The sequence below is a fragment of the Kitasatospora paranensis genome, from assembly GCF_039544005.1.
In the GTDB taxonomy this organism is placed as follows: Bacteria; Actinomycetota; Actinomycetes; order Streptomycetales; family Streptomycetaceae; genus Kitasatospora; species Kitasatospora paranensis.
Window position 1 is genome coordinate 4,271,944 of sequence record NZ_BAABKV010000001.1, and the last position, 25,436, is coordinate 4,297,379.

The window sequence follows — 25,436 nt, forward strand, 5'->3', positions numbered from 1 at the left end:
GATGGCACGCGCGGTCGGCATCGACCTCGGTACGACGAACTCTGTCGTCAGCGTTCTTGAGGGCGGTGAGCCCACGGTCATCACCAACGCCGAGGGCGCTCGGACCACGCCGTCCGTCGTCGCCTTCGCCAAGAACGGCGAAGTCCTGGTGGGCGAGGTGGCCAAGCGCCAGGCCGTCACCAACGTCGACAGGACGATCCGGTCGGTCAAGCGCCACATGGGCACCGACTGGAAGATCAACCTGGACGGCAAGGACTTCAACCCCCAGCAGATCTCGGCCTTCATCCTGCAGAAGCTCAAGCGGGACGCCGAGTCGTACCTGGGCGAGACGGTCACCGACGCCGTCATCACCGTTCCGGCGTACTTCAACGACTCCGAGCGCCAGGCGACGAAGGAGGCCGGTGAGATCGCGGGCCTCAACGTCCTGCGCATCGTCAACGAGCCGACCGCCGCCGCCCTGGCCTACGGCCTCGACAAGGACGACCAGACCATCCTGGTCTTCGACCTCGGTGGCGGCACCTTCGACGTCTCGCTGCTGGAGATCGGCGACGGCGTCGTCGAGGTGAAGGCGACCAACGGCGACAACCACCTCGGCGGCGACGACTGGGACCAGCGCGTCGTCGACCACCTGGTGAAGGTCTTCCAGGCCGGCCACGGCGTCGACCTGTCCAAGGACAAGATGGCCCTCCAGCGCCTCCGCGAGGCGGCCGAGAAGGCCAAGATCGAGCTGTCCTCGTCCTCCGAGACCTCGATCAACCTGCCCTACATCACGGCCTCCGCCGAGGGCCCGCTGCACCTGGACGAGAAGCTCTCGCGCGCCCAGTTCCAGCAGCTCACCGCGGACCTCCTGGACCGCTGCAAGCACCCGTTCCACAACGTCATCAAGGACGCCGGCATCGCGCTGTCCGAGATCGACCACGTGGTCCTGGTCGGCGGCTCGACCCGCATGCCCGCCGTCGCCGAGCTCGTCAAGGAGCTGACCGGCGGCCAGGACGCCAACAAGGGCGTCAACCCGGACGAGGTCGTCGCCATCGGCGCCGCCCTGCAGGCCGGTGTCCTCAAGGGCGAGGTCAAGGACGTCCTGCTGCTCGACGTCACCCCGCTGTCCCTCGGCATCGAGACCAAGGGCGGCATCATGACCAAGCTCATCGAGCGCAACACCACGATCCCGACCAAGCGCTCCGAGATCTTCACCACGGCCGAGGACAACCAGCCGTCCGTGCAGATCCAGGTCTACCAGGGCGAGCGCGAGATCGCGGCGTACAACAAGAAGCTCGGCATGTTCGAGCTGACCGGTCTCCCGCCGGCCCCGCGCGGCCTGCCCCAGATCGAGGTCACCTTCGACATCGACGCCAACGGCATCATGCACGTCGGCGCGAAGGACCTCGGCACCGGCAAGGAGCAGCGGATGACCGTCACCGGCGGCTCCTCGCTGCCGAAGGACGAGGTCGACCGCATGCGCCGCGAGGCCGAGCAGTACGCGGAGGAGGACCACAAGCGCCGCGAGGCCGTGGAGACCCGCAACCAGGGCGAGCAGCTCGTCTACTCGACCGAGAAGTTCATCGCGGACAACTCCGACAAGCTCCCCGCCGACGTCAAGACCGAGGTCGAGACCGCGATCGGCGAGCTCAAGGAGGCCCTGAAGGGCGAGGACATCGCCGCGATCCGCGAGGCCACCGAGAAGGTCTCCACCACCGCCCAGAAGCTCGGCGCCGCGCTGTACGCGCAGGCCGACGCCGCGGGCGCGGGTGCGGCCGGTGCCGGCGAGAGCGCCGGCGCCAAGGAGGACGACGTCGTCGACGCCGAGATCATCGACGACGAGAAGCCCAAGGGCGGTGCCGCATGACGGAGAAGCCGCAGGGCGGCGAGCCCGGCGACGACTCCGCCGAGGAGGCCGTCCTCAAGGCGGCCGAGGAGGCCGTTGCCGGCTCCGGCGCCGAGGAGCTGGCTGCCGCCAAGCGCGAGGCGAGCGAGCGCACCGCGGATCTGCAGCGGCTCCAGGCCGAGTACCAGAACTACCGCAAGCGGGTCGAGCGGGACCGCCTGACCGTCCGTGAGATCGCCGTCTCCAACATCCTGGAGGCGCTGATCCCCGTCCTGGACGACATCGGCCGGGCCCGTGACCACGGCGAGGTGACCGGCGGCTTCAAGTCCGTCTCGGACAACCTCGAGACGGTCGTCGCCAAGCTGGGCCTCCAGCAGTTCGGCAAGGAGGGCGAGCCCTTCGACCCGACGCTGCACGAGGCGCTGATGCACAGCTACTCCTCGGACGTCACCGAGGACACCTGTGTGCAGATCCTCCAGCCGGGTTACCGCATCGGCGAGCGGATCATCCGCCCGGCGATGGTGTCCGTCGCGGAGCCCCAGCCGGGCACCCAGACCACGTCCGCCCCGGACGCCGCCGACAACGCGGAGTCCGACAAGGGTGACGGCACGGCTGACAGCTGACAATCTGTGCGCTGCGGAGTCGTGCACCGACAACGTCGGGTACGACTCCGCAGCGCCGTGTGGACACATTTCGGGAGGTGGCGGCAGCCATGAGCACCAAGGACTACGTGGAGAAGGACTACTACAAGGTCCTCGGCGTGCCGAAGGACGCCACCGCGGCCGAGATCAAGAAGACCTACCGCAAGCTGGCCCGGGAGTTCCACCCGGACGCCAACAAGGGTGACGCCAAGGCCGAGGAGCGGTTCAAGGACATCTCCGAGGCGTACGACGTCCTCTCCGACGAGAAGCGCCGCAAGGAGTACGACGAGGCCCGCAGCCTCTTCGGGACCGGGGGCTTCCGTTCCGGCGGCCCCAACGGGGGCGCCTACAACTTCGACTTCGGCGACCTGTTCTCCGGCAGCCAGACCGGCGGGGGAGCGGCGGCCTCGGCGACGTGTTCGGCGGCCTGTTCAACCGCGGCGGCCGGCAGCCCCAGCCGCGCCGCGGCGCCGACGTCGAGACCGAGGTCACGCTGAGCTTCGTCGAGGCCGTCGACGGCGCGACCGTGCCGCTGCGGATGACCAGCCAGGCCCCGTGCCGCACCTGTGCCGGCACCGGCGCCAAGTCCGGCACCACGCCGCGGGTCTGCCCGACCTGCGTCGGCGCCGGCACCGTCAGCCGCGGCCAGGGCGCCTTCGCGCTCTCCGAGCCGTGCCGCGACTGCAAGGGCCGCGGCATGCTCGTCGACGACCCGTGCACCGTCTGCCACGGCAGCGGCCGCGCCTCCTCCGCCCGCACCATGCAGGTCCGGATCCCGGCCGGGGTCCAGGACGGCCAGCGGATCCGGCTCAAGGGCAAGGGCGCCCAGGGCGAGCGCGGCGGGCAGCCCGGCGACCTCTACGTCTCGGTGCACGTCGACGACCACCCCGTCTTCGGCCGCAAGGCCGACAACCTCACGGTGACCGTGCCGGTCACCTTCCCCGAAGCGGCGCTGGGCGGCACCATCGAGGTGCCCACCCTCAACGGCCCCTCGGTGAAGCTCAAGCTGCCGCCCGGCAGCGCCAACGGCCTGACCCTACGGGCCCGCGGCAAGGGCGCCACCCGCAAGGACGGCACCCGCGGCGACCTGCTGGTCACCGTGGAGGTCGTCGTTCCCAAGCACGTCACCGGCGACGCGCTGAGCGCACTGGAGCAGTACCGCGAGGCCACCGCCTCGGACGACCCGCGAGCCGCCCTCTTCCAGGCGGCGGAGGGAGCGTGACCAGATGACGACCCCCGACAGCCCGATCGGCCCGGGTCTGGGCGAAGGCCTCCCCGGCGGTGTCCCCCGCCGGCCGGCCGCCGCGCGCGCCAACCCGTACCAGCTGACCGAGGACACCCCGGTCTACGTGATCTCGGTCGCCGCCGAGCTCTCCGGGCTGCACCCGCAGACCCTGCGCCAGTACGACCGGCTCGGTCTGGTCTGCCCCGACCGCACCGCCGGACGCGGCCGCCGCTACTCCTCGCGGGACATCCAGCAGCTGCGCGAGGTGCAGCGCCTCTCCCAGGACGAGGGCATCAACCTCGCCGGGATCAAGCGCATCATCGAGCTGGAGAACCAGGTCGCCGCCCTCCAGTCCCGGGTCGCCGAGCTGGCCGACGCGCTCGACGGCGCGGCCGCCGCCCTCCAGCAGCGCGAGGCCGCCGTGCACGCCTCCTACCGACGCGACCTCGTGCCGTACCAGCAGGTGCAGCAGTCCAGCGCGCTGGTCGTCTGGCGCCCCAGGCGCTGACCCCACGGCGCCGGCCCGGGGCCGTCCATCGGCTCCCTCCGTCCGGGGGTGCCGGCGGACGGGGGACGGTGAGAGGCTACTCGCCGAGGGGTCTCCCGACCGACAGTCGGAACGCCTCTCGGAATCGTCGCATCCGGCCCCTAGGATTCCGCCAAGACGGAGAGACTCCGTCGAGGGCCGGTCCGGGGGCGAGGGAGCCGCAGATGAGCAGTGAGCGGAAGTCCGGCGGGGAGGGCAGCGCCCTCTCCCCCGGAGCCAGGGCGCTCTACCTGCACGCGCTGCGCACCGGCGGCCGGCTGGCCGACCACACCGCGCGCGACCTCACCGACGACGCCGCCGAGGCGGCCCCGGGCGGCGACGCGCTCCAGGAGCTGCTGGCGCTCGGGCTGCTCACCCCGGAGGTGGGCCCGCCCGGAACGTTCGCCATCAAGGACCCGCGCCAGCTGGCGGAATCCCTTTCCGGTGACCTTCAGGCACGCGCAGCGGATCTGCTACTGCGATCGATAGCACTGAACACCGCACTGCACAATCTGGGCCCGGAGTACCAGGCCCACACCACCGGTCCCGAAAAAGGCGGGGCCATCGAATACGTCCAGGGCCGGGGAAACATCAACCAGCTCGTGGCGACCCTTCTCGAGGGCTGCACGAAGGAAATGCTGACCGCGCAGCCGGGTGGGGGCCGCGGGGTCGATGCGCTGAAAATCGCGATCGACCGGGACATGAAATTCGTCCAACGCGGCGGCACGATCCGCACCATTTACCAGCCGAGCGCCCGGTACTCGAATCCCACCATCGAATACGTCCGCGAGGTGACGCAGGAGGGCTGCCAGGTGCGCACCCTCGACGAGGCGTTCCACAAGCTCATCGTGCTGGACCGCGAGGTCGCGGTGGTCACGGTGGGCGGCGAGGAGAACCGGGACAGCGCGGCGTTCATCCGCGACGAGGCCGTTCTCAGCTACATCGTGGGCGTGTTCGACAGCCAGTGGGAGCGCGCCATCCCCTTTACCGGCGTCCACGAGATCCCCCGGGCGGTGGTTTCGAGCATGCGGCGCCAGATCATCCGGCTGATGCTCCAGGGGGTCGGGCACCGGACGATTGCGCGCCGGCTGGGCCTGAGCGAGCGCACTCTTGCCCGACACATTGCCGAACTGCGGGAGGAGTACGAGGTCGAGACGCTTTTCCAGCTCGGCTGGAAATTGGCGCAGAATGCCGAAGGGCCGATGCACCTGGATGCATCGACCCTTCCGCTCGATTCCCCGGAGACGCCTACCAGTGACTGTCATCCAGAGAGAGGTTTACCGCAGCACTGGCAGTGAGCCAGTGGGAGTCATCCGCGATCGCCGGGCCGGATCCAAAGAGCATCACGATGCCCAGGAGGAGCGCAGAGACGACGACACGACGAGCCTTCAGCACGACATCACTCCTTTCAGGACAAAAAAGTCATTGCGAGCATCGACCCCCGCGACGATGTCCGCATCCAATCCGACCATATGATGACCCATAGAGTGCCGATGTGTCACGTGCCCCGCCAGAACGCTCGTTCAGGGCGGCCATCCGCTTCGTACGCGCCACACCGTGACCGGTGATATGTCCATGCCGCTATCTGCGGCTTCTGCCTCTTCCGGTCTGTCATCTCGATGCCAGGCAGCCAAATGACACCGCGTGCCGGTGGACGCATCGGGTGCGTGCGTTGGACGATCAACACGATCGCACCACATCGGCGTCGAGCAGCACTCACCACAACGCCGGACCCGATCACCACAGCGGTCGTCGCCTCGGTGCCTGCGCGGGGCGAACCGGACACCATCGCTCGCCGGACATCACACCAGCCAGCGGCCAATCCCCGGAGTTGTCATGAGTGAGCCCTACCTGCGCCATCGCACCGCCCAGACCCCCGAGGGGCGCCGCGCACGGGTCTTCCTGGCCGCGCCGCTGATGCGGCTGACCGGCCCGGCCGACAGCGTCGTCACGCTGGCCAGCCGCACCCGGCTCACCACCCTGCGCTCCACGCTGCTGCGCAGCGGCGCCGCCGTGTACAGCGCCCACCACAGCGACGCCTGGACGGTGGCCGGCCGGGCCCCGAGCCGCGCGTGCCGTCCGACTTCCGGGCCCTGCAGACCTCGGACCTGGTCTTCGCCTACGTCGGCGCGCCGCTGTCGGCCGGCGTGAGCCTGGAGCTCGGCTGGGCCTCCGCCCTGCGCAAGCCGATCGTGCTGCTGGTCGACGAGGCGATCACGCACAACCCGTTGATCGCGACGATCGAGCAGGTCGCGCCGGTACTGCCGCTGGTCTTCGACGACACCTGGTCGCAGGACGCCCTCCAGCACACTGTGGAGACCGCCCTGGACTGGGCCGGCATGGCCCTCTCGCTCCGCGAGGGCTTCTGGACGGCGCCCGGCGAGCAGTTCCCGGTGCCCCGCCAGTCCAAGGGCGACTCGTTCGGCTACTGGTCGCCGGAGATCGCCACCGGCTGACCGGTCGTCAGTGTCCGTTCCCGGCAGCACTGCCGCGCATCTGCCAGCCCAGCTGGAAGAGCGTCTCGGCGTCGTACAGCTCGCGCAGCCGCGCAATGTGTCCGGCCACCGTCCGCTCGCTCAGCCCGAGCCGGCTCGCGACCGTCCGCTGGGTCAGCCCCTGCGCCAGCAGTCTGCCGACCTGCTCGTGCACCGGAAGACCCTCGCCGTCCTGGTGGACGGTCGCCCACTGCACGCGCTCCGCCCGCTCCCAGTCCCGCTCGAAGACCCCGACCAGGAACGCCACCACCGCAGGGTCCTCCACGACCGCCGCCGTGGAGTTGTCCGCGGCCGCCGGGATCACCGCGATCCTGCGGTCGAAGACCAGCATCCGGGTGAACGGCTCCGCCAGCACCCGGAACCGGCCTCCCCAGGCGGTCACGATCCTGGCGTTGGCCACCGTGGCCTCGTCCGTGCGGGCGCCGGGGTGATAGATCGTCCGGAGCGTGGCACCGCGCTCCAGGAAGCGCCGGGTGCGCTCCAGCGCCCCGGCCAGATGGTCGGCCGGCCGGGCGCCGCCGGGCTGCGCGGCGAGGCCCTCCTCGCGGGTGTCGGCCTCGATCTGCAGGATGCGGTGCCGGATCCGCCCGAAATCGTGGATGAGCTGGACTTCGCTCCCCTGGCCGGACCTCGGCGCCGTGGCGTCGTACGCCGCCGCCAGTTCGTCCAGCTCGGTCGGCACCTCCTCGGCCCGCAGGAGCATCCGGGTGCCGACGGACCGCAGGTCCGCGCTGAGCCGCTCGCTCACCGTCCGCGGGTTCACCGCCGTCAGCGAGGCGTCCTCGGTCTGATGGATCAGCAGGCCGAGCTCCACCAGGCGCAGCACCGCGGGCAGGTCGGCCTGCGCCACGTCCCGGAACAGGACGCGACCGCCCGCCTCCAGAACGGCCCGGTAGACCGCGCGCTCGTCCGCCGTCGGCAGTGCGTCAGGCACCTGCTCGCTCACTCGTGCTCACCCCGCATCGACCAGCCCAGTTGCCCCAGTGTCCCCGCGTCGTACCGCGGCCGCGCGACGCGCCCGACCACCGGCCCGGGCCGTGGCGCCGCTGCCGGGCCCGCCCGCCGTGGAAGCGCTCCCGCGCCCCGCCGTCGGCCCTGCCAGGACATTCCACCTCCCCTGTACTAGAGCGCTCCACAGCCGAAAACGTCACGCCCCCGCCGGCGGAACTTCAGCCACGCCGCCCTCCCCGCATCAGCCAGCCGAGCTGGAAGAGGGTCTGCGCCCCGTACCGCTCCCGCAGCCGGGAGATGTGGCCGGCCACCGTCCGTTCGCTGAGGCCCAGCCGGGTGGCCACGGCCCGCTGGGTGAGACCGGCGGCGAGCAGCCGGCCCACCCGGTCGGCGGCGGTGGCGGTCGCGGCGGGGGCGGTGGGGGCGGCCATCTCCTGCCACGGCACGACGTCGGAGCGGGCCCAGTCGCGCTCGAAGCCCGCCACCAGGAAGGAGAGCGTCGCCGGGTCGGTGACGAACGCGGCCCGGTTCGTGTCCCCGGTGGTGACCGGGACGACCGCGACCGACCGGTCGATGAGGATCATCCGCTGGAACGGCTCGTCGAGCACCCGGATGGCCCCGCCGTGCGCGGTGATGGCGGACGCGTAGCCGACGGTCTCCGGTTCGCGGAGGGTGACGGGCTGGTAGATGCTGCGCAGGGTGCCGCCCCGCTTGAGGAGCAGCTTGTCCTGGGTGCGGGCGAGTTCGAGACCGGACGGGCTGCGCGGTCCGGGCTGGGTGGTGAGGATCTCCCGTTCGCACTCGGAGACCAGCTGGGCGATCCGGTGCCTGATCGCCTCGTTGCCGTCGACGTAGGTGGCTTCGCCCGGCCGGTCGGACCGCCGGGGCAGCGCCTCGTAGGCCCGGGTGAGGGCGTCGAGTTCGTGGGGCAGTCCCTCGGCCCGCAGGAGCAGCCGGGTGGCCTCGGCCCGCATCTCGGCGCTGAACCGTTCGGCGACGGCGCGCGGGCTGACGGCGGTGAACCAGCCGTCCAGCGGGTTGGGCATGAGCAGGCCCAGGTCGACCAGGAGCTCGACCGCGGCCTGCTGTTCGGGCGGAAGGCCGTCGAGCGGGATCCGGCCGCCCTGGCCGAGGATGTCGAGGTAGAGGCGGCTGGCCTCGTCGTCGGGCATGGCTGCGCCCGGTCCGGTCCGTGGGTCCGCAGCCAAGTCCCGCACTCCCTGCCGATTGCCGCTCGATCAGATCATGATCGCAGCAGGCCCGGGCGGCGGCACGGGCGGTGCCCGGAAACGGGACGCGTCTCCCGAGCCGGTGCGCAGATGCGCGCCAGGCCCGGGAGACCCGTCATGTCACGCCGAGACCGATGGTGAATTCCAGCGAGGCGGAGCAGCAACGCCTCGCCGGCTCCGGTATCGGGGGCCATCACCACACATGGCGTCCCGGCCGGCGCTCTTCCCCCGCGGTGGCAGTGCGGACGCACCGCCACCCGCTGAAGAGCAAGTCACCGTCATCGGGCTGCGGTTGCCCGGGACGGCCTGGCGTGGTTCCACCCTCACAGCGTGACGGCCGTGTCACAAGTGGCGATCGGCTGCAGGTTTCCGCAAGTGCAGGAACGTGCAGTCCCCGGCCCGCCGCGCGGAGCGGAAATCTCCGGTTGCGAGCCTGTCGGGCGGGGCGCCGAAGCGGAAGGCCTACCAAACGTTCATTCGGTGCTCGCCGAATCTCCACAGATAAATCCCCCCTTTCGGAAATACCCTCACGCGGGCCCGTGCGGACACGCCGCCCGCACGGGCGCACGCCCCGGCCGGGCCGCCACTCCGTACCCGACCAGCACCGTCGCAGCCCGGGCAGGCGGAACGCGCACGTGGGCAGCCGCCGCCGCGGCCGCCGCGACCGGCCCGGAATTCCGGTTTCCGCAGCTCGGTCCGGCGTATTTTCGCGGCGGCCTCCGGAGGCCGCCGGCCCACCGGATCAGGACGTCCGCGAAGCGAAGGGGCCGATTCCGACCGGGGCGTTCCGGATGTGCTCGCCGACCCTGCGGAATCCCGGCCGCGCCGCGTTTCCCCGACCTTTTCCATCATTGACCGAAGCACGTCAAACAATCCCGGCCGGACGCCCGCGCCGGGACTCCTCGCACCAGCGACCCGAAACCCGCTCCGGCTAGGGCAGACGCCCGGCCAGAACACCGCGGACGGTACCCGTCGCGGCCGCCGACCAGGCCCCCAGCAGCAGCAGGTACAGCCCGGCCGCCAGGCCGGTGAACACGCCGAGGCCGGTGTGCCGGGCCAGCGAGGCGGCACCGGTGACCAGCGTGCCGACCGGGAAGGTGAACGCCCACCAGGTCATCGCGAACGGCATGCCGGCCCGCAGCGCCCGCACATTGGCGGCGCAGGCCACCAGCAGCCAGAGCAGCGCGAAGCCCGTCACCGCCACCCCGTACAGCACCGCGAGGGCGGCGACCGGGCCGGCCGGCGCCACTGCGGTGGCCTTCGCCCCGTCGGCGATCGCGCCGGCCGCGGTGGTGGACTGCCCCAGCGGCCCCAGCACCAGGAACAGCGTCGGGGTGAGCACCGGAGCCAGGACCCCGCCCTGCACCAGCCCGGTGAGCACGACCGGCAGCATGGCCAGCACCGCCAGCAGGCTCGCCCCGAAGAGGGCGCCGCAGCCGTACAGCAGCACCGGCTGCCAGGCCGCCGGCAGGTGCGGCAGCAGGGCCGGCCCGGTCGAGGCGGCGACCATCGGCGCCACCACCGGCAGCAGCCAGGTCGGGTCGGCCCGCCGGGCCGCCGCCGTGTGGCGGGTGATCATCAGGTACGGGACGCCGGCGGCGACCGCCACCGCGTACAGCGTGCCGACCGTCCACAGCGCCAGGTCGACGGCGGCCGCCGGGCCGCGGCCGATCACCCGGTCGCCGACGGCGAGCGTGGCGTACCCCACCGCGAGCAGGGCCATCGGCGGGCAGCCGAAGAAGACCGCGGCGGCCGGGTCGTCGAGCCCGGCCCGCGCGGCCGGGCGGTGCCGCAGCCCCCGGAGGCCGCGCGCCGTGGCCAGCGCCACCAGCGCGGCGGCCGCGAGCACCCAGGCCGCCGTGGCGAACGCGAGCCGACCGGGCACCTGGAGCGGCAGCGCCGCGGCGCCGTTGGCGACGATCGCGGTGCCCATCACCGCGGCGTACCAGTTCGGGCCGAGCCGGCCGGGATCCGGCCGGAGCCGCCCGGGGCGCGCGGGGCGTACGGACGGGAGGAGCGCGGTGAGGGTGGCCATGGCACCACGGTCGCCGCCGCCGTCCGGAGCCGGTAGCGGCCCGCGACCTATGAGGGCATAACCTGCCTGTATGCCTCTCTCCTCGCGGGTCCCGGACATCGGCGCCCTGGAGCTGCTGCTGGCGGTGGCACGACTGGGCAGTGTCGGCCGGGCCGCCGCCGAACTGGGCATCAGCCAGCCGGCGGCCAGCGCCCGGATCCGCGGCATGGAGCGGCAGATCGGCGTTGCCGTGCTGGAGCGCTCCCCACGGGGTTCACGCCCCACCGAGGCGGGCCGGCTGGTCGTCGAGTGGGCGCGCAGCGTCGTCGAGGCGGCCCAGGCCCTGGACGCCGGGATCGACGCGCTGCGCGGCCGCCGGGACGCCCGGCTCGTGGTGGTGGCCAGCCTCACCGTGGCCGAGTACCTGATGCCGGGCTGGCTGCTCGCCCTGCACCGGGCGAGCCCGGACACCGCGGTGACGCTGCGGACGGCGAACTCCTCCGACGTGGCGGCGCACGTCCTCGCGGGCGACGCCGACCTGGGTTTCGTGGAGGGCAGCGGCACCCGCCGGGGCTCTCCGGCGCGGTGGTGGCCGCGGACCGGCTGGTGGTCGTGGTCGCCCCCGACCACCCCTGGGCACGCCGCCGCGCCCCGCTGACCGGCGCCGAGCTGGCCGCGACCCCGCTGGTGCTGCGCGAGCCCGGCTCGGGCACCCGCGAGGTGCTCGACCAGGCGCTGGTCCCGTACGGCGGGACGGCGGCGCCCCGGCTGGAGCTGGCCTCGTCGACGGCGCTCAAGGCGGCGGCGATGACCGGTGCCGGGCCGGTCTGCCTGTCGGAGCTGGCCGTGGTCGAGGAGCTGGCCACCCGGCGGCTGGTGGCGGTGCCGCTGGCGGACCTGGACCTGCAGCGACCGCTGCGTGCGGTCTGGCCGGTCGGCCGCCGCCCGGCCGGCCCGGCCCGGCTGCTGCTGGGGCTGACGCGGGAGCCGAAGCGCCGGGGGTGAGCCGAGGGCGGGCCCTCTGTTCGACGGATCCGGACGATGTCAAAGTTGAGCGGAATAGACTCAACTTAGTGCATGCTGTACCTGGCAGACATCGACCCCCCGCGAAGGGAGCACGCCACCAGTGGACGCCAGCAAGTTCACCAGCAGGACGCAGGACGCCCTGTCCGCCGCGATCCGCCGCGCCAGCGCCGCAGGTAACCCGGACGTCAAGCCGGTGCACATCCTGCTGGCCCTGCTGGAGCAGCCCGAAGGGCTCGCCCGCCCGCTGCTGGAGGCAGTCGGCGCCGACCCCGCCCGCATCACCGCCGAGGCCGGCCGGCTGCAGGCCGCGCTGCCCGCCGCCCAGGGCTCGACCGTGGCCGCGCCGCAGCTGGCCCGGGACACCATGGCCGTGCTGGAGGAGGCCGGCCGGCGCGCCGAGGACCTCGACGACTCGCACGTCTCCACCGAGCACCTGCTGGTCGGCCTCGCCGCCGAGGGCGGCGCCGTCGCCGACGTGCTGAAGCAGCAGGGTGCCACCGCCAAGGCCCTGCTGGCCGCGTTCAAGGACGTCCGCGGCAGCGCCCGGGTGACCTCCGCCGACCCGGAGGGCACCTACAAGGCCCTGGAGAAGTACGGCACCGACCTCACCCAGGCCGCCCGGGACGGCAAGCTCGACCCGGTCATCGGCCGCGACCAGGAGATCCGCCGGGTCGTCCAGGTGCTGTCCCGCCGCACCAAGAACAACCCGGTGCTGATCGGCGAGCCCGGCGTCGGCAAGACCGCCGTCGTCGAGGGCCTCGCCCAGCGCATCGTGGCCGGCGACGTCCCGGAGTCGCTGCGCGGCAAGCGCCTCGTCGCCCTGGACCTCTCCGCGATGGTGGCCGGCGCCAAGTTCCGCGGCGAGTTCGAGGAGCGGCTGAAGGCCGTCCTGAACGACATCAAGGCCAGCGACGGCCAGGTCGTCACCTTCATCGACGAGCTGCACACCATGGTCGGCGCGGGCGCCGGCGGCGACTCCGCCATGGACGCCGGAAACATGCTCAAGCCGATGCTGGCCCGCGGCGAGCTCCGGATGGTCGGCGCCACCACGCTGGACGAGTACCGCGAGCGGATCGAGAAGGACCCGGCCCTGGAGCGGCGCTTCCAGCAGGTCATGGTCGGCGAGCCGAGCGTCGAGGACACCATCGCCATCCTGCGCGGCCTCAAGGGACGCTACGAGGCGCACCACAAGGTGGAGATCACCGACGCCGCGCTGGTCGCCGCCGCGACCCTCTCCAACCGCTACATCACCGCCCGCTTCCTGCCCGACAAGGCGATCGACCTGGTCGACGAAGCGGCCTCCCGGCTCCGCATGGAGATCGACTCCTCGCCCGTCGAGATCGACGAACTCCAGCGCGTCGTCGACCGGTTGCGGATGGAGGAGCTGGCTCTGGAGAAGGAGTCCGACCCGGCCTCGGTCGAGCGGCTCTCCCGGCTGCGCCGCGATCTCGCCGACAAGCAGGAGCAGTTGAGCACCCTCAACGCCCGCTGGGAGCAGGAGAAGAAGTCCCTCAACCGGGTCGGCGAGCTCAAGGAGCGCCTCGACGACCTGCGCGGCGCCCTCGAACGCGCCCAGCGCGACGGCGACTTCGAGCGCGCCTCGAAGCTGATGTACGCCGAGATCCCGGCCGCCGAGCAGGAGCTCGCCGAGGCGCAGGACCGCGCCGCCGACGAGCCCAACGCCACCATGGTCAAGGAGCAGGTCGGCCCGGACGACGTCGCCGACGTGGTCGCCTCCTGGACGGGCATCCCGGCCGGGCGGCTGATGGAGGGCGAGAGCGCCAAGCTGCTGCGGATGGAGGACGAGCTCGGCCGCCGCCTGATCGGCCAGGCCGAGGCCGTCCGTGCGGTCTCCGACGCGGTGCGCCGCACCCGCTCCGGCATCGCCGACCCGGACCGCCCCACCGGCTCCTTCCTGTTCCTCGGCCCGACCGGTGTCGGCAAGACCGAACTCGCCAAGGCCCTCGCGGACTTCCTCTTCGACGACGAGCGGGCGATGGTCCGCATCGACATGAGCGAGTACGGCGAGAAGCACTCCGTCTCCCGCCTGGTCGGCGCCCCGCCCGGGTACGTCGGCTACGAGGAGGGCGGGCAGCTCACCGAGGCCGTCCGGCGCCGCCCGTACAGCGTGGTGCTGCTGGACGAGGTGGAGAAGGCCCACCCGGAGGTCTTCGACGTGCTGCTCCAGGTGCTGGACGACGGCAGGCTCACGGACGGGCAGGGCCGCACGGTCGACTTCCGGAACGCGATCCTGATCCTGACCTCCAACCTGGGCAGCCAGTTCCTGGTGGACCCGGCGACACCGGAGGAGCGCAAGAAGCAGCTGGTGCTGGACACCGTCCGCTCGGCGTTCAAGCCCGAGTTCCTCAACCGCCTGGACGACATCGTGGTCTTCGACCCGCTCGGCACCGCCGAGCTCGGCCGGATCGTCGACCTCCAGGTGGCGAAGCTGGCCCAGCGGCTGCACGACCGCCGGCTCGGCCTGGAGGTCACCCCGGCCGCACGCGACTGGCTGGCCCTCACCGGCTACGACCCGGCGTACGGGGCGCGGCCGCTGCGGCGCCTGGTGCAGTCCGCCATCGGCGACCAGCTGGCCAAGGAGATCCTCTCCGGCCAGGTGCGCGACGGCGACACCGTGGTGGTCGACCGGGACGAGGAGCCGGACCGGCTGTCCGTCCGGCCGCGGACGTCCCTGGCGAAGTGAGGCGGGCGGGGCGGTGAGCCGGGCCGGCCGCGGTGACCTGCGGCCGGCCCGGCCGGTCAGCCGCCCAGGATCCGGGCGAAGCCGGCCGCCTGGTCGGCGATCCGGTGCTGGTACGCCGCCAACCGCTCCTGGTTGGCGGCGATCTGCTGCCGCTGGTAGCCGGCGATCACGGCGAACCAGACGCCCGCCAGGTTGCTGCTGCCGGTGCAGGCCGCGTCCGCCTCGGCGGCCGCCAGCTCGTCCCGGCCGGCCGCCCCCGGCCCGCGGTAGCGCTCGACCATGCCGTCGGGGGTGGCGTCGGCGAAGCCGGAGGCCTTCATGCAGGCCTCCCACGCCCGGGTCGCGTCCACCACCCGGGTGTCCTTCGCGGTGGCCGCCGCGGACTCCCCGAAGAGCCGGGTGACCAGTTCGCCGCCCGCGCCGTCCGCGGCCGGGAGCGCCGACAGCGCCGTCCGCACGCAGTTCTCGGCCGCGGTCCGCTCCGCCGACGACGACGGCGCCCGGGGCGGATCGGGCGCGGCGGCGAGCCGGACGGCGTGGAAGCCCTGGACGGCCGCCACGGATGCCGGCAGGTAGCCGAAGGCCCCGCCGGGCATCGCGTTGACGTCGCTCACCCGCCCGCTGCCGCCGTCGAAGGCGTCGTCCCCGGTGAAGGCGGCGTAGCCGGCCCTGTGCATGCAGTCGGCGGTGAGCGCCCGCACCGCCTGCTGCTGCCTGGCGCTCTGCTCGCCGTTCAGCCCGTACGCCGACAGCGGGAGCTGCAGCATGCCGGCGCGGCCGGACGGCGGCGGCGTCGTGCTGCCGAGGGCGGGCGGTGTGAGCGCCGGGGCGGCCGGCCCGCCGCCACCGGAACAGCCGGTGGCGGCCAGCAGGGCCGCACCGGTGGCGACCAGGGCCGCCACCCGGACGGGCCGCCTCACCACCGCACCGCCGGGCCCGGGTAGCGAGCGGACCGGTCGCGCTTGGCGCGGGCCAGCCGGTGCAGCTCGGCCCCCTGGGCCTCGGACAGCTGCCAGGTGTGGGCGAGCAGGCGGAGCGTGGAGATCCGCGGGCAGGAGACCCCGCGTTCCAGGTCCCGGATGGACCGCACGCTCATGCCGGAGGCCGCCCCCAGCTCCTCCTGGGTCATCCCCCGGTCCAGCCGCAGGCTGCGCAGCAGCGCACCCAGCCGGTCCGGGGACGGCCCCGTCTCGGATACCCCCACCGATGTCCCCTTCATCAGCCGACGGCACCCCGCCCGTGCCTCCGGCGGTGGCACGGCAGCCGCCGGGGGTGCACCGCAAACTAACCGCCGCGGTGACGGGCGGCAACGCGTTCCGATCACTCCGCGCGTGACATGTATCACTCAAAGTCAGCGTTTGCCGGTACCGACCGGTTGTTCCGCCCCCAACGTCCTGACAACCACCTGGCCGGGCGCCGACACCCTTGCGAGGATCCGGTCGACCACGACCGACCCCCGCCGGCCAGGCCGGCGCAGCCAGGAAACGGTGCCCCCATGACACGCCGCTGGAAGCAGGCCGCGCTCATCACGACGGCCGCGGCCGCCCTCGCGCTCGCCCTGCCCGCGACCGACGCGAGCGCCATCAACCGGGTCGGCTGCAACGGGCGGACGGACTTCGTCAACATCTACAACTACGGATTCTCCGGACACCTGTGCTTCGCCAACGCGGGCTACACCGACGTGACGATCTACAGCGTCGACAACGTCTACTCCGGCAACAACCTGCTGTACTACTACACCAGCCTCAACGGGGGCGTGACCCGCCACCTCGACCCCTGGACCTGGGAGGACGACAACTACTACGACCACGGGGCCGAGGGCACGGTGCGCTGGCTGCAGATCTTCTGAGCGCCCCGGCGGCACCCCGCCGACCGGGCCCGGGCTCCCCTGTGCCGTGAGCCCGGGATGAGGCAGGATGGGACATGGAAGGGCGGCCTCTCATTGCCGACCACCCCGTGCTGTGAGATTGAGGACCACAATGAGCATCGACCCGTCGTCCATCCCGTCGTTCGGCGCGCCGCAGCCGCAGGGCGGCCAGCCCGGCGGTGCCCCGGCCGGCCCGCCGCCGGTGATCGTGCCGGACCAGAACCTGGTGGCGCAGCTGCTCGACCAGATGCAGCTGAAGCACGTCGTGGACGAGGAGGGTGACCTCACCGCTCCGTGGGAGGGCTTCCGCGTCTACTACATGTTCCGGGGCGAGCAGAAGGAGCTCTTCGCGGTCCGCGCCTTCTACGACCGGGCGTTCCCGCTGGAGAAGAAGGGCGAGATCCTCGACCTCGTCGACGAGTGGAACCGCGAGACCCTCTGGCCGAAGGTCTACACCCACACGCACGAGGACGGCGTGGTCCGCCTGATCGGCGAGTCGCAGATGATCATCGGCGCCGGCGTGAACCTCGAGTACTTCGTCACCACCACCGCGAACTGGACGCAGGCCTCGGTCGGCTTCGAGCAGTGGATGGTCGAGCGCCTCGGCCTGCAGGACGAGATCGAGAACGAAGAGGGCGACGGCGCGGCCGAAGAGGGCGACGAGTCCTGATCCGGCGCCCGCCCCGCCCGGGCCCGCACCCCCGCCGACGGGGGTGCGGGCCCGTGTCACGCCCGGCGCCCGGCGCTGCCGTACCGCGGGCCGCGGACTAGAGTCGAGAACGACCCCGGCCGTGGAGCGGAGGGGTGCCGATGGACGCGTCACCCGGACTCAGCGACCAGTACCGCACCCGCCTGGAGCGGATCCGGCAGCGTGAGGACGCGGCCTTCCGGGAGCGCGTCCCGGCCTCGCTCTCCCTGGCCGGCCGGGCCCGGCGGACCATGCCGGGCGGTGTCCCGACGCCCTGGATGGCCGGGTTCTACCGCACCCCCGTGCTGTGGGTGTCGCACGGCCGCGGACCGTCCTTCACCGACGTCGACGGCAACACCTACCTGGACTTCAACGTCGGCGACGTGTCGTCCGTGCTCGGCTACGCGCACCCCCGGCTGACCGAGGTGATCGGCGCGCAGGCCGCCCGCGGCGTCCAGCTGTTCCTGCCGGTGGAGGCCGCGTTCGGCGTGTGCGAGCAGCTGCGGCTGCGCTTCGGACTCCCGCAGTGGCAGTTCACGCTGTCGGCGACGACCGCCAACACCGAGGCGCTGCGCATCGCCCGGTTCGCCACCGGCCGGCAGGGAGTGCTGCTGTTCGGCGGCAAGTACCACGGCCAGCTCCAGGAGACCCTGTGGTCCGCCGAGGGCCCGGCCGACCGCCTCGTGCCGGAGTCGACCGGGCTGGAGGCACCACCGCCCGGCCTCGCGGTCGTCGACTTCAACGACCTCGCGGCCGCCGAGCGGGTGCTGCGGCGGGAACGGACGGCCGCCGTCCTGATCGAGGGCGTGCTGACCAACTGCGGGACGGTGCTGCCGGACGCCGGCTTCCTCCCCGGCCTGCGGGAAGCCTGCACGAGGACGGGCACGCTGCTGGTGATGGACGAGACGCACACCCAGTTCGACCTGTACGGCGGCGCCGTCCGCCACTACGCCGTCACCCCAGACCTGGTCACCGGCGGCAAGGGCATCGCGGGCGGCATCCCGATCGGCGTCCACGGCATGACGGACGCGGTGGCCGACGTGGTCGGGTCGAACATCGCGGACGAACTCGGCAGCACGGTGGGGCTCGCCCTGGGCGGCACCCTGTTCGCCAACGCGCTCTCCCTCGCCTGCGCCGAGGTCGTGCTGACGGAGCTGATGACCCCGGCCGAACACGAGCGGACGGCCCGGCTCGGCGGGCTGCTGGCCGACGGCATCGAGACCGCCGTCCGGTCGCGCGGCCTGGACTGGCGCGCCCACCGGTTCGGCGCCCGTTCCGGCTACTGCCTGCTGCCCGAACTGCCGCGGAACGCGCGTGAGGCGCACCTCGGCACCGACCCGCTCTTCGCCGACACCCGCCGGGTGTTCTTCGCCAACCGCGGTGTGTGGGACGCCATCTCCTCCTCCGGTCCGCACGTGGGATTCGCCCACGAGGAGGCCGACGTCGCGACCTACCTCGGTGTCCTCGACGACTTCCTGACGGAGATGTGCGCCGGGTGAGGGCCTGCCCGCCCCTCGGGATGCTTGTCCACCGTTCGCCGGCCATCGGAGGATGGCCCTGACCACGAGCTGTGAGGAGCCGCGATGAGTGCAAGGCCGCTGTTGAACCGCAGGCTGAACGGGATGGGGACGACGATCTTCGCGGAGATGTCGGCCCTGGCCACCGCCACCGGTTCGATCAACCTGGGCCAGGGCTTCCCCGACACCGACGGCCCCGGCTCGATCGCCCGGGCCGCTGCCGACGCCGTCCTCGAAGGCCGCGGCAACCAGTACCCGCCCGGCCCCGGAATCCCCGAGCTCCGGCAGGCGATCGCCGAGCACCAGCAGCGCTTCCACGGGCTGACGTACGACCCCGACACCGAGGTCCTGGTCACCGCCGGCGCCACCGAGGCGATCGCCGCCGCACTGCTGGCGCTGCTGGAGCCCGGCGACGAGGTGATCGCCTTCGAGCCGTTCTACGACTCGTACGCCGCCTGCATCGCCATGGCCGGGGCGACCCGCGTGCCGCTGACCCTGCGTACCCCGTCCTTCCGCCCCGACCTGGACGAGCTGCGCGCCAAGGTCACCCCGCGCACCCGGCTGCTGCTGATCAACACCCCGCACAACCCGACCGGCCTGGTGCTCACCCCGGACGAGCTCACCGTCATCGCCGAACTCGCCGTCGAGCACGACCTGTTGGTCGTCGTCGACGAGGTCTACGAGCACCTCGTCTTCCATGGCGCCCACCACCCGATCGCCGCCCTGCCCGGCATGCGCGAGCGCACCGTCTCGATCTCCTCCGCGGGGAAGACCTTCTCCTTCACCGGCTGGAAGGTCGGCTGGGTGACGGCCGCGCCGGCCCTGGTGTCGGCCGTCCGCACCGCGAAGCAGTACCTCACCTACGTCTCCGCAGGGCCGTTCCAGTACGCCGTCGCCGAGGCGCTGCGCCTGCCCGACGCGTACTTCGACGGTCTGCGGGCCGACCTCGCGCGCAAGCGCGACCTGCTCGCCGACGGCCTCGCCGAGGCCGGGTTCGGCGTCTTCCGCCCCGAGGGCACGTACTTCATCACCACCGACATCACCCCGCTCGGCGAGAAGGACGGCGTGGAGTTCTGCCGTTCGCTCCCCGGACGCTGCGGGGTCGTCGCCATCCCGAACGCCGTCTTCTACGACGACGCCGAGGCCGGCCGGAGCCTCGTCCGCTTCACATTCTGCAAGAAGGACGACGTGCTGCAGGAGGCGGTGCGCCGACTCGGCCGCATCTGACGTGCCGTCATCGCGGTTCCGCGGCAGGGCGATCGGCCTCTCCGCCGGGGCCCTGCCGGGCGGCACCCCGGGCCGCGCTCGAACCGGTCTTCGTCCTTCGATGGCCACGCCGAGCGGGCGTCCGTCGCGCGGCGGCGCACCGGGGCGCGCGACCGGCGCTCGCGGCGCATGCGCGGGGCCCATGGCGCAGGGACGGTCAGCGCACGCACCACCTGTGATCGGACCCGTGGAACAACTGCACCCGGATCGGTGAATGCTGCGCCAAGAAGGGTAAATCCCCGACGCATCCGGCAAATCCGTGGTTCTCTGCTGCTGAGTCTCCAGCCGGAATCCCTCCTTCCACGGCCGGCCGCGTCCCGGCCCGCCCAGCCCCGGACAGCCCATCGGCGGAGTCGGCGCTGCGACGACGGGGCGCGCTACGGAGTTTGAAACGCGGAGCCGAGCATGCTCACGACACTGCAGACCTCCTACACGGACACCCGTTCCGGCGATCTCGCCTGGCGGCTCGGCGGCGACCCCCTGCCCGCACTGGCCGTCCGGGACCTGAGTCTCGACGGGCCGGCCGGCAGCCCCGGCGGCCTCGCGGGCGCCACCCTGCAGCTGCGGCTGCTCGGCGCCTCCCACCAGGTGGTCCTGGCGGCAGGGCCGGGCGACTGCCTGGAGACGGTGGCCTGCCTGCCCGGACGGCAGGTGCCGCTGCCGGCCCGGGTGGCCGAGCAGGTCGCGGGCTGGGAGTACGAGTTCGCGGCCCGGATCGAGGCGCTGCCCCCGCACACCTTCGCGGCCCGGGCGCAGGAGCTGCTCGCCCTGGTCGAGGAGCACCCGCGCGGCCTGGCCGGCATCTTCCCTGGGGATCCGTGCGCCTTCACCGCCCTGGTGGCGCAGTGCGAGGAGCGCCGGGTCCTCTGGCGCACCTGGCACGCGTACCCGCAGGAGGGGCGGCTGGTCTGCACCCGCTCCTCGCTGGTGCTGCGCGGCACGGAGGCCGGCGGCCCGCCGGTGCCGGGGGCGACCGCCCGGCGGATGGATGACGAAACGTCAATCCGGGGCGGGTGACTGTCCGCCGGACGGGTGCAGCCAAGGGCCGTCCGCGCCCATTAGCGTGCTTTCATGATCGACCGTTCTCCGAGTCCGCCCACCCGGCCCGGGCTCGACGACGCGACCGGGCCGCCCCGCGTACGGGCCGCCTCCCCCGCCGGGCCCGCGGCGCGTTACCGCCGGGCCCGCGGCGGAGACTGGCCAGGCCCCTGGTCCTGCTCGCCGCGTTCGTCTGCGCCGCCTGCGGGCTGGTGTACGAGCTCGAACTGGTCGCCGTCGCCGGAAACCTGCTGGGCGACTCGGTCGCCCAGACCTCGGTGGTGCTGTCGGTGATGGTCTTCGCGATGGGCGTCGGGTCGCTGCTCGCCAAGCGGCTGACCCGCCGTCCCGCAACCTCCTTCGCCCTGGTCGAGTGCGCGCTGGCGCTGACCGGCGGACTCTCGGTCCTCGCGCTGTACTCCAGCTGGGCCTGGCTGGACCGGCTGCACGCCACCGCGGTCGGGCTCACCGCCACCACGTTCCTGATCGGCGTGCTGATCGGCGCCGAGATCCCCCTGCTGATGACGCTGATCCAGCAGGTCCGCCGGGAGCACGCCGGCCGGGCGGTGGCCGATCTGTCCGCCGCCGACTACGTCGGCGCCCTGGTCGGCGGCCTGGCCTTCCCGTTCCTGCTGCTGCCCGCGCTGGGCCCGGCCACCGGCGCGCTGCTGACCGGGGCGGTCAACGCGGCGGCCGGCGCGGCCGTGGTGCTCTGGCTGTTCCGCGAGGAGCAGCCGCCCCGCGCCAGACTGCTGCTGTGGGCGGTGTGCGGGCTCGTCCTGGCCGTGCTCGCGGTGGCCGCCGCCTGCACCGGCGCGATCGAGCGGGCCGCCCGCCAGGCCCTGTACGGCGCACACGTCCGCCTCGCGGTGCAGAGCCGCCACCAGGAGATCGTGCTGTCCGGCGAGGCCCCGGGGCGCCCCGGCCCCCCTGGAGCTGTTCCTCGACGGCCGACCCGCCGTCTGCGGACCGGACGAGTACCGCGAGCACGAGGCCCTCGTGCACCCCGCCCTGGCCGGCCGGCGCGGCCGGGTGCTGATCCTCGGCGGCGGCGACGGCCTGGCCCTGCGCGAGGTCCTGCGGCACGCGGACGTCCGCACGGTCGTGGTGGTCGAGGCGGACCAGGCGCTGACCGCACTGGCCCGCACCGACCCCGCGCTGGCCGCGCTCACCGCGGACGCCTACCGGGACGGCCGGGTCCGGTCGGTGCACGCCGAACCGCTGGCGTGGCTGCGGACGGACCCGGCCCCGGACGCCGGGTACGACGTGATCCTCTCCGACCTGCCCGCGCCGCGCGGGCGGGAAGGGCGCACCGGGCACACCGAGGAGTTCCTGGGGCTGGCGGCCCGGCGGCTCGCCCCCGGCGGCCGGATCGCGGTGCGCGGCGGAGCGCCCGGCGGCCCGCTCTGGGCGGTCGAGGCGGGACTGCGCGCGGACGGCCTGCGCACCGTCGCCTACCAGGGCACCCGGCCCGCCGTGCCGGCCTGCCCGGGCGAGCCGGCCGAGGGGGCCGCGTTCGTCCTGGCCGGGCGCCAGACCCCGGCCCTGGGACTGGCCCGGGACGCTCCGCCGCCGCGCTCGCTCACGACCGGCGCGCTGCGTGAGTCCGCCGCCCGGTTGGCGGCCCGGCGGCCGCTCCGACTGCCCGCGCCGTACCGGCTGCTCGGCTGAGCGACCGGCCTGCGGGTGCGCCGACCCTCCGCAGTGGGCCGCCGGGTCGGTAGGCTCGCCGGTATGGAGCATGAGGTTGTCGTCCAGCTGCCGGCCGCCGTCGTCCGGCAGGCCCTCCAGGACCGGGATCTGCTGGTGCGCTGCGTCCCCGGGCTGAGCACCGACGCCGCGTCGGCGGGCGCCGCCGGCCGGCCGACGGAGGGCCGGCTGAAGCTGAGGGTCGGCGCCTCCACCATCACGTTCAAGGGCTCGCTGTCCCTGATCGAGGGCCGGGAGGGCGTGCTGACCGCCCTGGCCGAGGGGCAGGAGGCGCGCGGCTCCGGCGAGGCGGAGGCGACGCTGCGGATCTCCGTCCGGGAGCGTCCGGAGGGCTGCGCGCTGGCGTTCACGGGTGACCTGAGCGCGGACGGCCGGCTGGCGGAGTTCGACGCGGAGGCCCTGGAGTCGGCCGGCCGCCGGCTGCTCGACCGGTTCGCCGCCGCCTTGGCCGCCGAGTCCGGGGCCCCGGAGGCGGCCGCACCCGAGGAGCCCGAGCCCGCCTCGGACGAGGCACGGGCGGACGCTTCGCCGACGGACGAGGCACCGGCGGACGAGGCACAGGCGGAGGAGGCACCGGCGGAGGAGGCACGGACCGACGGGACCGCCGAGCCGGTCGCGGCGGGCAGCACGGACGACGCCACGGAGGACACCGCCGCCGAGGAGGAGTCCGCCGAGACCGCCGAGGAGCCCGCTGAGGAGGCCGCGCCCGCCGACGAGGCCGAGGGCGAGGACGGCGGCGCGGACGAGGACGGCGAAGGCGACGGAGGCGACGAGGACGGCCCCGGGGGAACGTCGTCTATCTGGAGGACCACGCCGCCCCCGATCTCGACGACGACCTCTCCGACCTGATCGCCTTCACCGACGACGAGCCGCTGCCCTCGCCCGAGCCGGAGCCGGCCGCGTCCTTCGAGTACCAGCCGGACCCGGCGCTGAGCGGCCCCGTCCGCCGGTCGATCGTCGGCCGGTCCGCGGAGGAGGTCGACCACGCGCCGCCGCACGGCCGGTACGCGCCCACCCCGCCGTCCCGCAGCGCCCGGGCCCGGGCGGCCAGCCGCTGGGGCGGCGCGGAGCCGAAGCTGCTCACCGGCGGGACGGGCGACCGCAGCGCCGTGCCGTGGATGATCGGCGGCGGGGTCGCGCTGCTGGGCGGAGCGGTGGTGCTGGTCCGCGCGCTGCGCCGCCGCTAGCGGCCGACCCGGCGGCCCGTAGACTGGCTGCTCATGAGCACTGAGGACCGCGACGCCCTGCTGGCGCAGATCAAGGACAAGGCCGTCGTGCACGGCAAGGTCACCCTCTCCTCCGGTCGGGAGGCCGACTACTACGTCGACCTGCGCCGGATCACCCTGGACGCCGAGGCGGCGCCCCTGGTCGGCCGGGTGATGCTGGACGCCAGTGCGGAGCTGGAGTACGACGCCGTCGGCGGGCTGACCCTGGGCGCCGACCCGGTGGCCGCGGCCATGCTGCACGCGGCTGCCGCACGCGGCCGCAAGCTGGACGCCTTCGTCGTCCGCAAGGCCGGCAAGGCGCACGGGCTGCAGCGCCGGATCGAGGGCCCGGACGTCAAGGGCCGCCGGGTGCTGGCCGTCGAGGACACCTCCACCACCGGCGGGTCGGTGCTCACCGCCGTGGAGGCGCTGCGCGAGGCCGGCGCCGAGGTGGTCGGCGTCGCCGTGATCGTGGAGCGCGGCGCGGCCCCGCGATCGAGCAGGCCGGGCTGCCCTACGTCACCGCCTACACCCTGGACGACCTGGGTCTCTGAGGTCCCGAGGGCCCGCACACGACGACGGCCGGTGTTCCACGTGTCTCCCGTGGAACACCGGCCGTCGGCCGTGGGGGCGGCTCAGTTCTTGCGGTGGCGGCCGCTGGTGACCGGCTCGGCGGGGTGCTCGGCGTCGCCGCCGGCGGCCTTCTTCTTCCGCTCGCGCAGCACCTCGACGATGATCGGGGAGACCGAGATCAGGATGATCAGCGCCATGGCGGGGAGCAGGTACTTGTCGATCACGGGAGCCAGCGCGTCGCCGAAGAAGTAGCCGATGAGCAGCATCGACTCCGTCCACAGCACGCCGCCGACCACGTTCCAGACGAAGAAGGTGCGGGCCGGCATCTCCAGGGTGCCGGCGACCGGGTTGAGGAACGTCCGGACGATCGGGATGAAGCGGGCCATCACCACGGCCTTGGCCGGGCCGAACTTCTCGAAGTACTCCTCCGCCTTGAGGACGTGCTCCCGGCGGAAGATCCTCGAGTTCGGCTTGTCGAACATCCGGGGGCCGACCCGGGCGCCGAGCAGGTGGCCGAGCTGGGCCCCGGCGATCGCGCAGATCGGGGCGCCGATCAGCAGCACGGCGATCGGCATCCGGGCGCCCTCGCCGAGCACCGAGGAGGCCGCGCTGGAGGCGGCCACACCGCCCAGGATCAGCAGGGAGTCGCCGGGGAAGAAGAACCCGACCAGCAGGCCGGTCTCGGCGAAGATGATCGCGAGCAGGCCGAAGGCACCCACCGACGCGATCAGCGATTTGGCGTCAAGGAGGTTGACGGCGAGCTGGTTGTAGTCCACGGGCGCAGGATAGCGCTCCCGGGTTGTGGCGGGGCTAAGCGGAGCGGGCACCGCCGGTGCCGCCCCGGCCTGCGGCGTCCCGACTGGCGGGCCATGGATGACCCCGGCGGACGAGTCTGGGAAGATGGCACAGGTGTCCGGCCCGCGGTCGAGCCCACCC

General features: G+C 73.2%; 20 protein-coding genes and 4 pseudogenes. 17 read left to right on the forward strand and 7 right to left on the reverse strand.

Going from position 1 to position 25,436, the window contains the following annotated elements; all coding sequences use genetic code 11:
• The first annotated feature begins 1 nt into the window (after nucleotide 1).
• The 7 genes and pseudogenes from dnaK to ABEB13_RS20615 all read left to right on the forward strand — a co-directional run bounded on the left by dnaK (nucleotide 2) and on the right by ABEB13_RS20615 (nucleotide 6,673).
• The gene (gene dnaK, locus ABEB13_RS20585) at nucleotides 2–1,846 is read left to right on the forward strand and encodes a molecular chaperone DnaK (protein WP_100889358.1); all 1,845 of its coding nucleotides are present in this window, start codon (nucleotides 2–4) and stop codon (nucleotides 1,844–1,846) included.
• On the forward strand, nucleotides 1,843–2,448 hold the full coding sequence (gene grpE / locus ABEB13_RS20590; RefSeq protein ID WP_100889357.1) for a nucleotide exchange factor GrpE: 606 nt from the start codon (nucleotides 1,843–1,845) through the stop codon (nucleotides 2,446–2,448). The genes dnaK and grpE overlap by 4 nt, the downstream gene beginning before the upstream one ends.
• 89 nt (nucleotides 2,449–2,537) lie before the next feature.
• Nucleotides 2,538–3,688 (forward strand): annotated as a pseudogene (dnaJ, locus tag ABEB13_RS20595) (molecular chaperone DnaJ).
• Between the two features lie 4 nt (nucleotides 3,689–3,692).
• Nucleotides 3,693–4,199: a heat shock protein transcriptional repressor HspR gene (locus ABEB13_RS20600; protein ID WP_345706672.1), complete on the forward strand. Its 507-nt coding sequence runs from the start codon at nucleotides 3,693–3,695 to the stop codon at nucleotides 4,197–4,199.
• 203 nt (nucleotides 4,200–4,402) lie between these two features.
• Nucleotides 4,403–5,515: a helix-turn-helix domain-containing protein gene (locus ABEB13_RS20605; protein WP_345706673.1), complete on the forward strand. Its 1,113-nt coding sequence runs from the start codon at nucleotides 4,403–4,405 to the stop codon at nucleotides 5,513–5,515.
• A 538-nt stretch (nucleotides 5,516–6,053) separates the two neighbouring features.
• Nucleotides 6,054–6,368, forward strand: coding sequence for a hypothetical protein (locus ABEB13_RS20610; protein ID WP_345706674.1), 315 nt, complete (start codon nucleotides 6,054–6,056; stop codon nucleotides 6,366–6,368).
• Nucleotides 6,290–6,673: a hypothetical protein gene (locus tag ABEB13_RS20615; RefSeq protein ID WP_345706675.1), complete on the forward strand. Its 384-nt coding sequence runs from the start codon at nucleotides 6,290–6,292 to the stop codon at nucleotides 6,671–6,673. Before ABEB13_RS20610 ends, ABEB13_RS20615 begins: the two co-directional genes overlap by 79 nt.
• Nucleotides 6,674–6,680: 7 nt before the next feature.
• On the opposite strand, the gene ABEB13_RS20620 is transcribed toward ABEB13_RS20615, so the two are convergent.
• The 3 genes from ABEB13_RS20620 to ABEB13_RS20630 form a co-directional block, all read right to left on the reverse strand.
• On the reverse strand, nucleotides 6,681–7,646 hold the full coding sequence (locus tag ABEB13_RS20620) for a LuxR C-terminal-related transcriptional regulator (RefSeq protein ID WP_345706676.1): 966 nt from the start codon (nucleotides 7,644–7,646) through the stop codon (nucleotides 6,681–6,683).
• Between the two features lie 235 nt (nucleotides 7,647–7,881).
• Nucleotides 7,882–8,835, reverse strand: a complete 954-nt coding sequence (locus tag ABEB13_RS20625) for a LuxR C-terminal-related transcriptional regulator (protein ID WP_345706677.1) — start codon at nucleotides 8,833–8,835, stop codon at nucleotides 7,882–7,884.
• Nucleotides 8,836–9,823: 988 nt separating this feature from the next.
• Nucleotides 9,824–10,927 (reverse strand): SLAC1 family transporter, encoded by a 1,104-nt coding sequence (locus ABEB13_RS20630; protein WP_345706678.1) that lies wholly within the window; start codon nucleotides 10,925–10,927, stop codon nucleotides 9,824–9,826.
• Between the two features lie 70 nt (nucleotides 10,928–10,997).
• Between ABEB13_RS20630 and ABEB13_RS20635 the strand changes: the two are divergent.
• Nucleotides 10,998–11,911: pseudogene (locus tag ABEB13_RS20635) on the forward strand (LysR family transcriptional regulator).
• Nucleotides 11,912–12,032: 121 nt separating this feature from the next.
• Nucleotides 12,033–14,636 carry an ATP-dependent chaperone ClpB gene (gene clpB, locus ABEB13_RS20640; RefSeq protein ID WP_345706679.1) on the forward strand — a complete coding sequence of 868 codons (2,604 nt, stop codon included), beginning with the start codon at nucleotides 12,033–12,035 and terminating at the stop codon, nucleotides 14,634–14,636.
• Nucleotides 14,637–14,692: 56 nt separating this feature from the next.
• On the opposite strand, the gene ABEB13_RS20645 is transcribed toward clpB, so the two are convergent.
• Entirely contained in the window at nucleotides 14,693–15,556 is an 864-nt protein-coding gene (locus ABEB13_RS20645) for a hypothetical protein (RefSeq protein ID WP_345706680.1), read from the reverse strand.
• A complete protein-coding gene (locus ABEB13_RS20650; RefSeq protein ID WP_345706681.1) occupies nucleotides 15,553–15,840 on the reverse strand; it encodes a helix-turn-helix domain-containing protein in 288 nt (95 codons plus the stop codon). Before ABEB13_RS20650 ends, ABEB13_RS20645 begins: the two co-directional genes overlap by 4 nt.
• Before the next feature lie 291 nt (nucleotides 15,841–16,131).
• On the opposite strand from ABEB13_RS20650, the gene ABEB13_RS20655 reads away from it, so the two are divergent.
• From ABEB13_RS20655 to ABEB13_RS20685, 7 genes and pseudogenes are all read left to right on the forward strand, one after another.
• Nucleotides 16,132–16,485, forward strand: coding sequence for a beta/gamma crystallin domain-containing protein (locus ABEB13_RS20655; RefSeq protein ID WP_345706682.1), 354 nt, complete (start codon nucleotides 16,132–16,134; stop codon nucleotides 16,483–16,485).
• Nucleotides 16,486–16,615: 130 nt separating this feature from the next.
• Nucleotides 16,616–17,173 carry a type III secretion system chaperone family protein gene (locus ABEB13_RS20660; protein WP_345706683.1) on the forward strand — a complete coding sequence of 186 codons (558 nt, stop codon included), beginning with the start codon at nucleotides 16,616–16,618 and terminating at the stop codon, nucleotides 17,171–17,173.
• Nucleotides 17,174–17,313: 140 nt separating this feature from the next.
• Nucleotides 17,314–18,690, forward strand: coding sequence for an aminotransferase class III-fold pyridoxal phosphate-dependent enzyme (locus ABEB13_RS20665; protein WP_345706684.1), 1,377 nt, complete (start codon nucleotides 17,314–17,316; stop codon nucleotides 18,688–18,690).
• Between the two features lie 84 nt (nucleotides 18,691–18,774).
• On the forward strand, nucleotides 18,775–19,935 hold the full coding sequence (locus tag ABEB13_RS20670; protein WP_345706685.1) for a pyridoxal phosphate-dependent aminotransferase: 1,161 nt from the start codon (nucleotides 18,775–18,777) through the stop codon (nucleotides 19,933–19,935).
• Between the two features lie 444 nt (nucleotides 19,936–20,379).
• The gene (locus ABEB13_RS20675) at nucleotides 20,380–20,991 is read left to right on the forward strand and encodes a DUF2617 family protein (protein ID WP_345706686.1); all 612 of its coding nucleotides are present in this window, start codon (nucleotides 20,380–20,382) and stop codon (nucleotides 20,989–20,991) included.
• A 179-nt stretch (nucleotides 20,992–21,170) separates the two neighbouring features.
• Nucleotides 21,171–22,683 (forward strand): annotated as a pseudogene (locus ABEB13_RS41125) (spermine/spermidine synthase domain-containing protein).
• Nucleotides 22,684–22,746: 63 nt separating this feature from the next.
• Entirely contained in the window at nucleotides 22,747–23,571 is an 825-nt protein-coding gene (locus ABEB13_RS20685; protein WP_345706687.1) for an SRPBCC domain-containing protein, read from the forward strand.
• On the opposite strand, the gene ABEB13_RS20690 is transcribed toward ABEB13_RS20685, so the two are convergent.
• Nucleotides 23,519–23,806, reverse strand: coding sequence for a hypothetical protein (locus tag ABEB13_RS20690; protein ID WP_345706688.1), 288 nt, complete (start codon nucleotides 23,804–23,806; stop codon nucleotides 23,519–23,521). The two genes, ABEB13_RS20685 and ABEB13_RS20690, sit on opposite strands and share 53 nt — an antisense overlap.
• A 136-nt stretch (nucleotides 23,807–23,942) precedes the next feature.
• Here ABEB13_RS20690 and pyrE point away from each other — a divergent pair.
• A pseudogene (gene pyrE / locus ABEB13_RS20695) lies at nucleotides 23,943–24,481 on the forward strand (orotate phosphoribosyltransferase).
• Between the two features lie 81 nt (nucleotides 24,482–24,562).
• Here pyrE and ABEB13_RS20700 read toward each other — a convergent pair.
• Complete coding sequence (locus tag ABEB13_RS20700) at nucleotides 24,563–25,276, reverse strand: DedA family protein (protein WP_345706689.1); 714 nt, start codon at nucleotides 25,274–25,276, stop codon at nucleotides 24,563–24,565.
• Nucleotides 25,277–25,436: the final 160 nt, after the last annotated feature.

Bases quoted from the DNA above. Each gene is read 5' to 3' on its own strand.
- ABEB13_RS20610 (WP_345706674.1), top strand. From the start codon at position 6,054: ATGAGTGAGCCCTACCTGCGCCATCGCACCGCCCAGACCCCCGAGGGG.
- ABEB13_RS20685 (WP_345706687.1), top strand. From the start codon at position 22,747: ATGGAGCATGAGGTTGTCGTCCAGCTGCCGGCCGCCGTCGTCCGGCAG.
- grpE (WP_100889357.1), top strand. From the start codon at position 1,843: ATGACGGAGAAGCCGCAGGGCGGCGAGCCCGGCGACGACTCCGCCGAG.
- dnaK (WP_100889358.1), top strand. From the start codon at position 2: ATGGCACGCGCGGTCGGCATCGACCTCGGTACGACGAACTCTGTCGTC.
- ABEB13_RS20665 (WP_345706684.1), top strand. From the start codon at position 17,314: ATGGACGCGTCACCCGGACTCAGCGACCAGTACCGCACCCGCCTGGAG.
- ABEB13_RS20655 (WP_345706682.1), top strand. From the start codon at position 16,132: ATGACACGCCGCTGGAAGCAGGCCGCGCTCATCACGACGGCCGCGGCC.
- ABEB13_RS20600 (WP_345706672.1), top strand. From the start codon at position 3,693: ATGACGACCCCCGACAGCCCGATCGGCCCGGGTCTGGGCGAAGGCCTC.
- ABEB13_RS20630 (WP_345706678.1), bottom strand. From the start codon at position 10,927: ATGGCCACCCTCACCGCGCTCCTCCCGTCCGTACGCCCCGCGCGCCCC.
- ABEB13_RS20625 (WP_345706677.1), bottom strand. From the start codon at position 8,835: ATGCCCGACGACGAGGCCAGCCGCCTCTACCTCGACATCCTCGGCCAG.
- ABEB13_RS20660 (WP_345706683.1), top strand. From the start codon at position 16,616: ATGAGCATCGACCCGTCGTCCATCCCGTCGTTCGGCGCGCCGCAGCCG.
- ABEB13_RS20605 (WP_345706673.1), top strand. From the start codon at position 4,403: ATGAGCAGTGAGCGGAAGTCCGGCGGGGAGGGCAGCGCCCTCTCCCCC.
- ABEB13_RS20675 (WP_345706686.1), top strand. From the start codon at position 20,380: ATGCTCACGACACTGCAGACCTCCTACACGGACACCCGTTCCGGCGAT.
- ABEB13_RS20670 (WP_345706685.1), top strand. From the start codon at position 18,775: ATGAGTGCAAGGCCGCTGTTGAACCGCAGGCTGAACGGGATGGGGACG.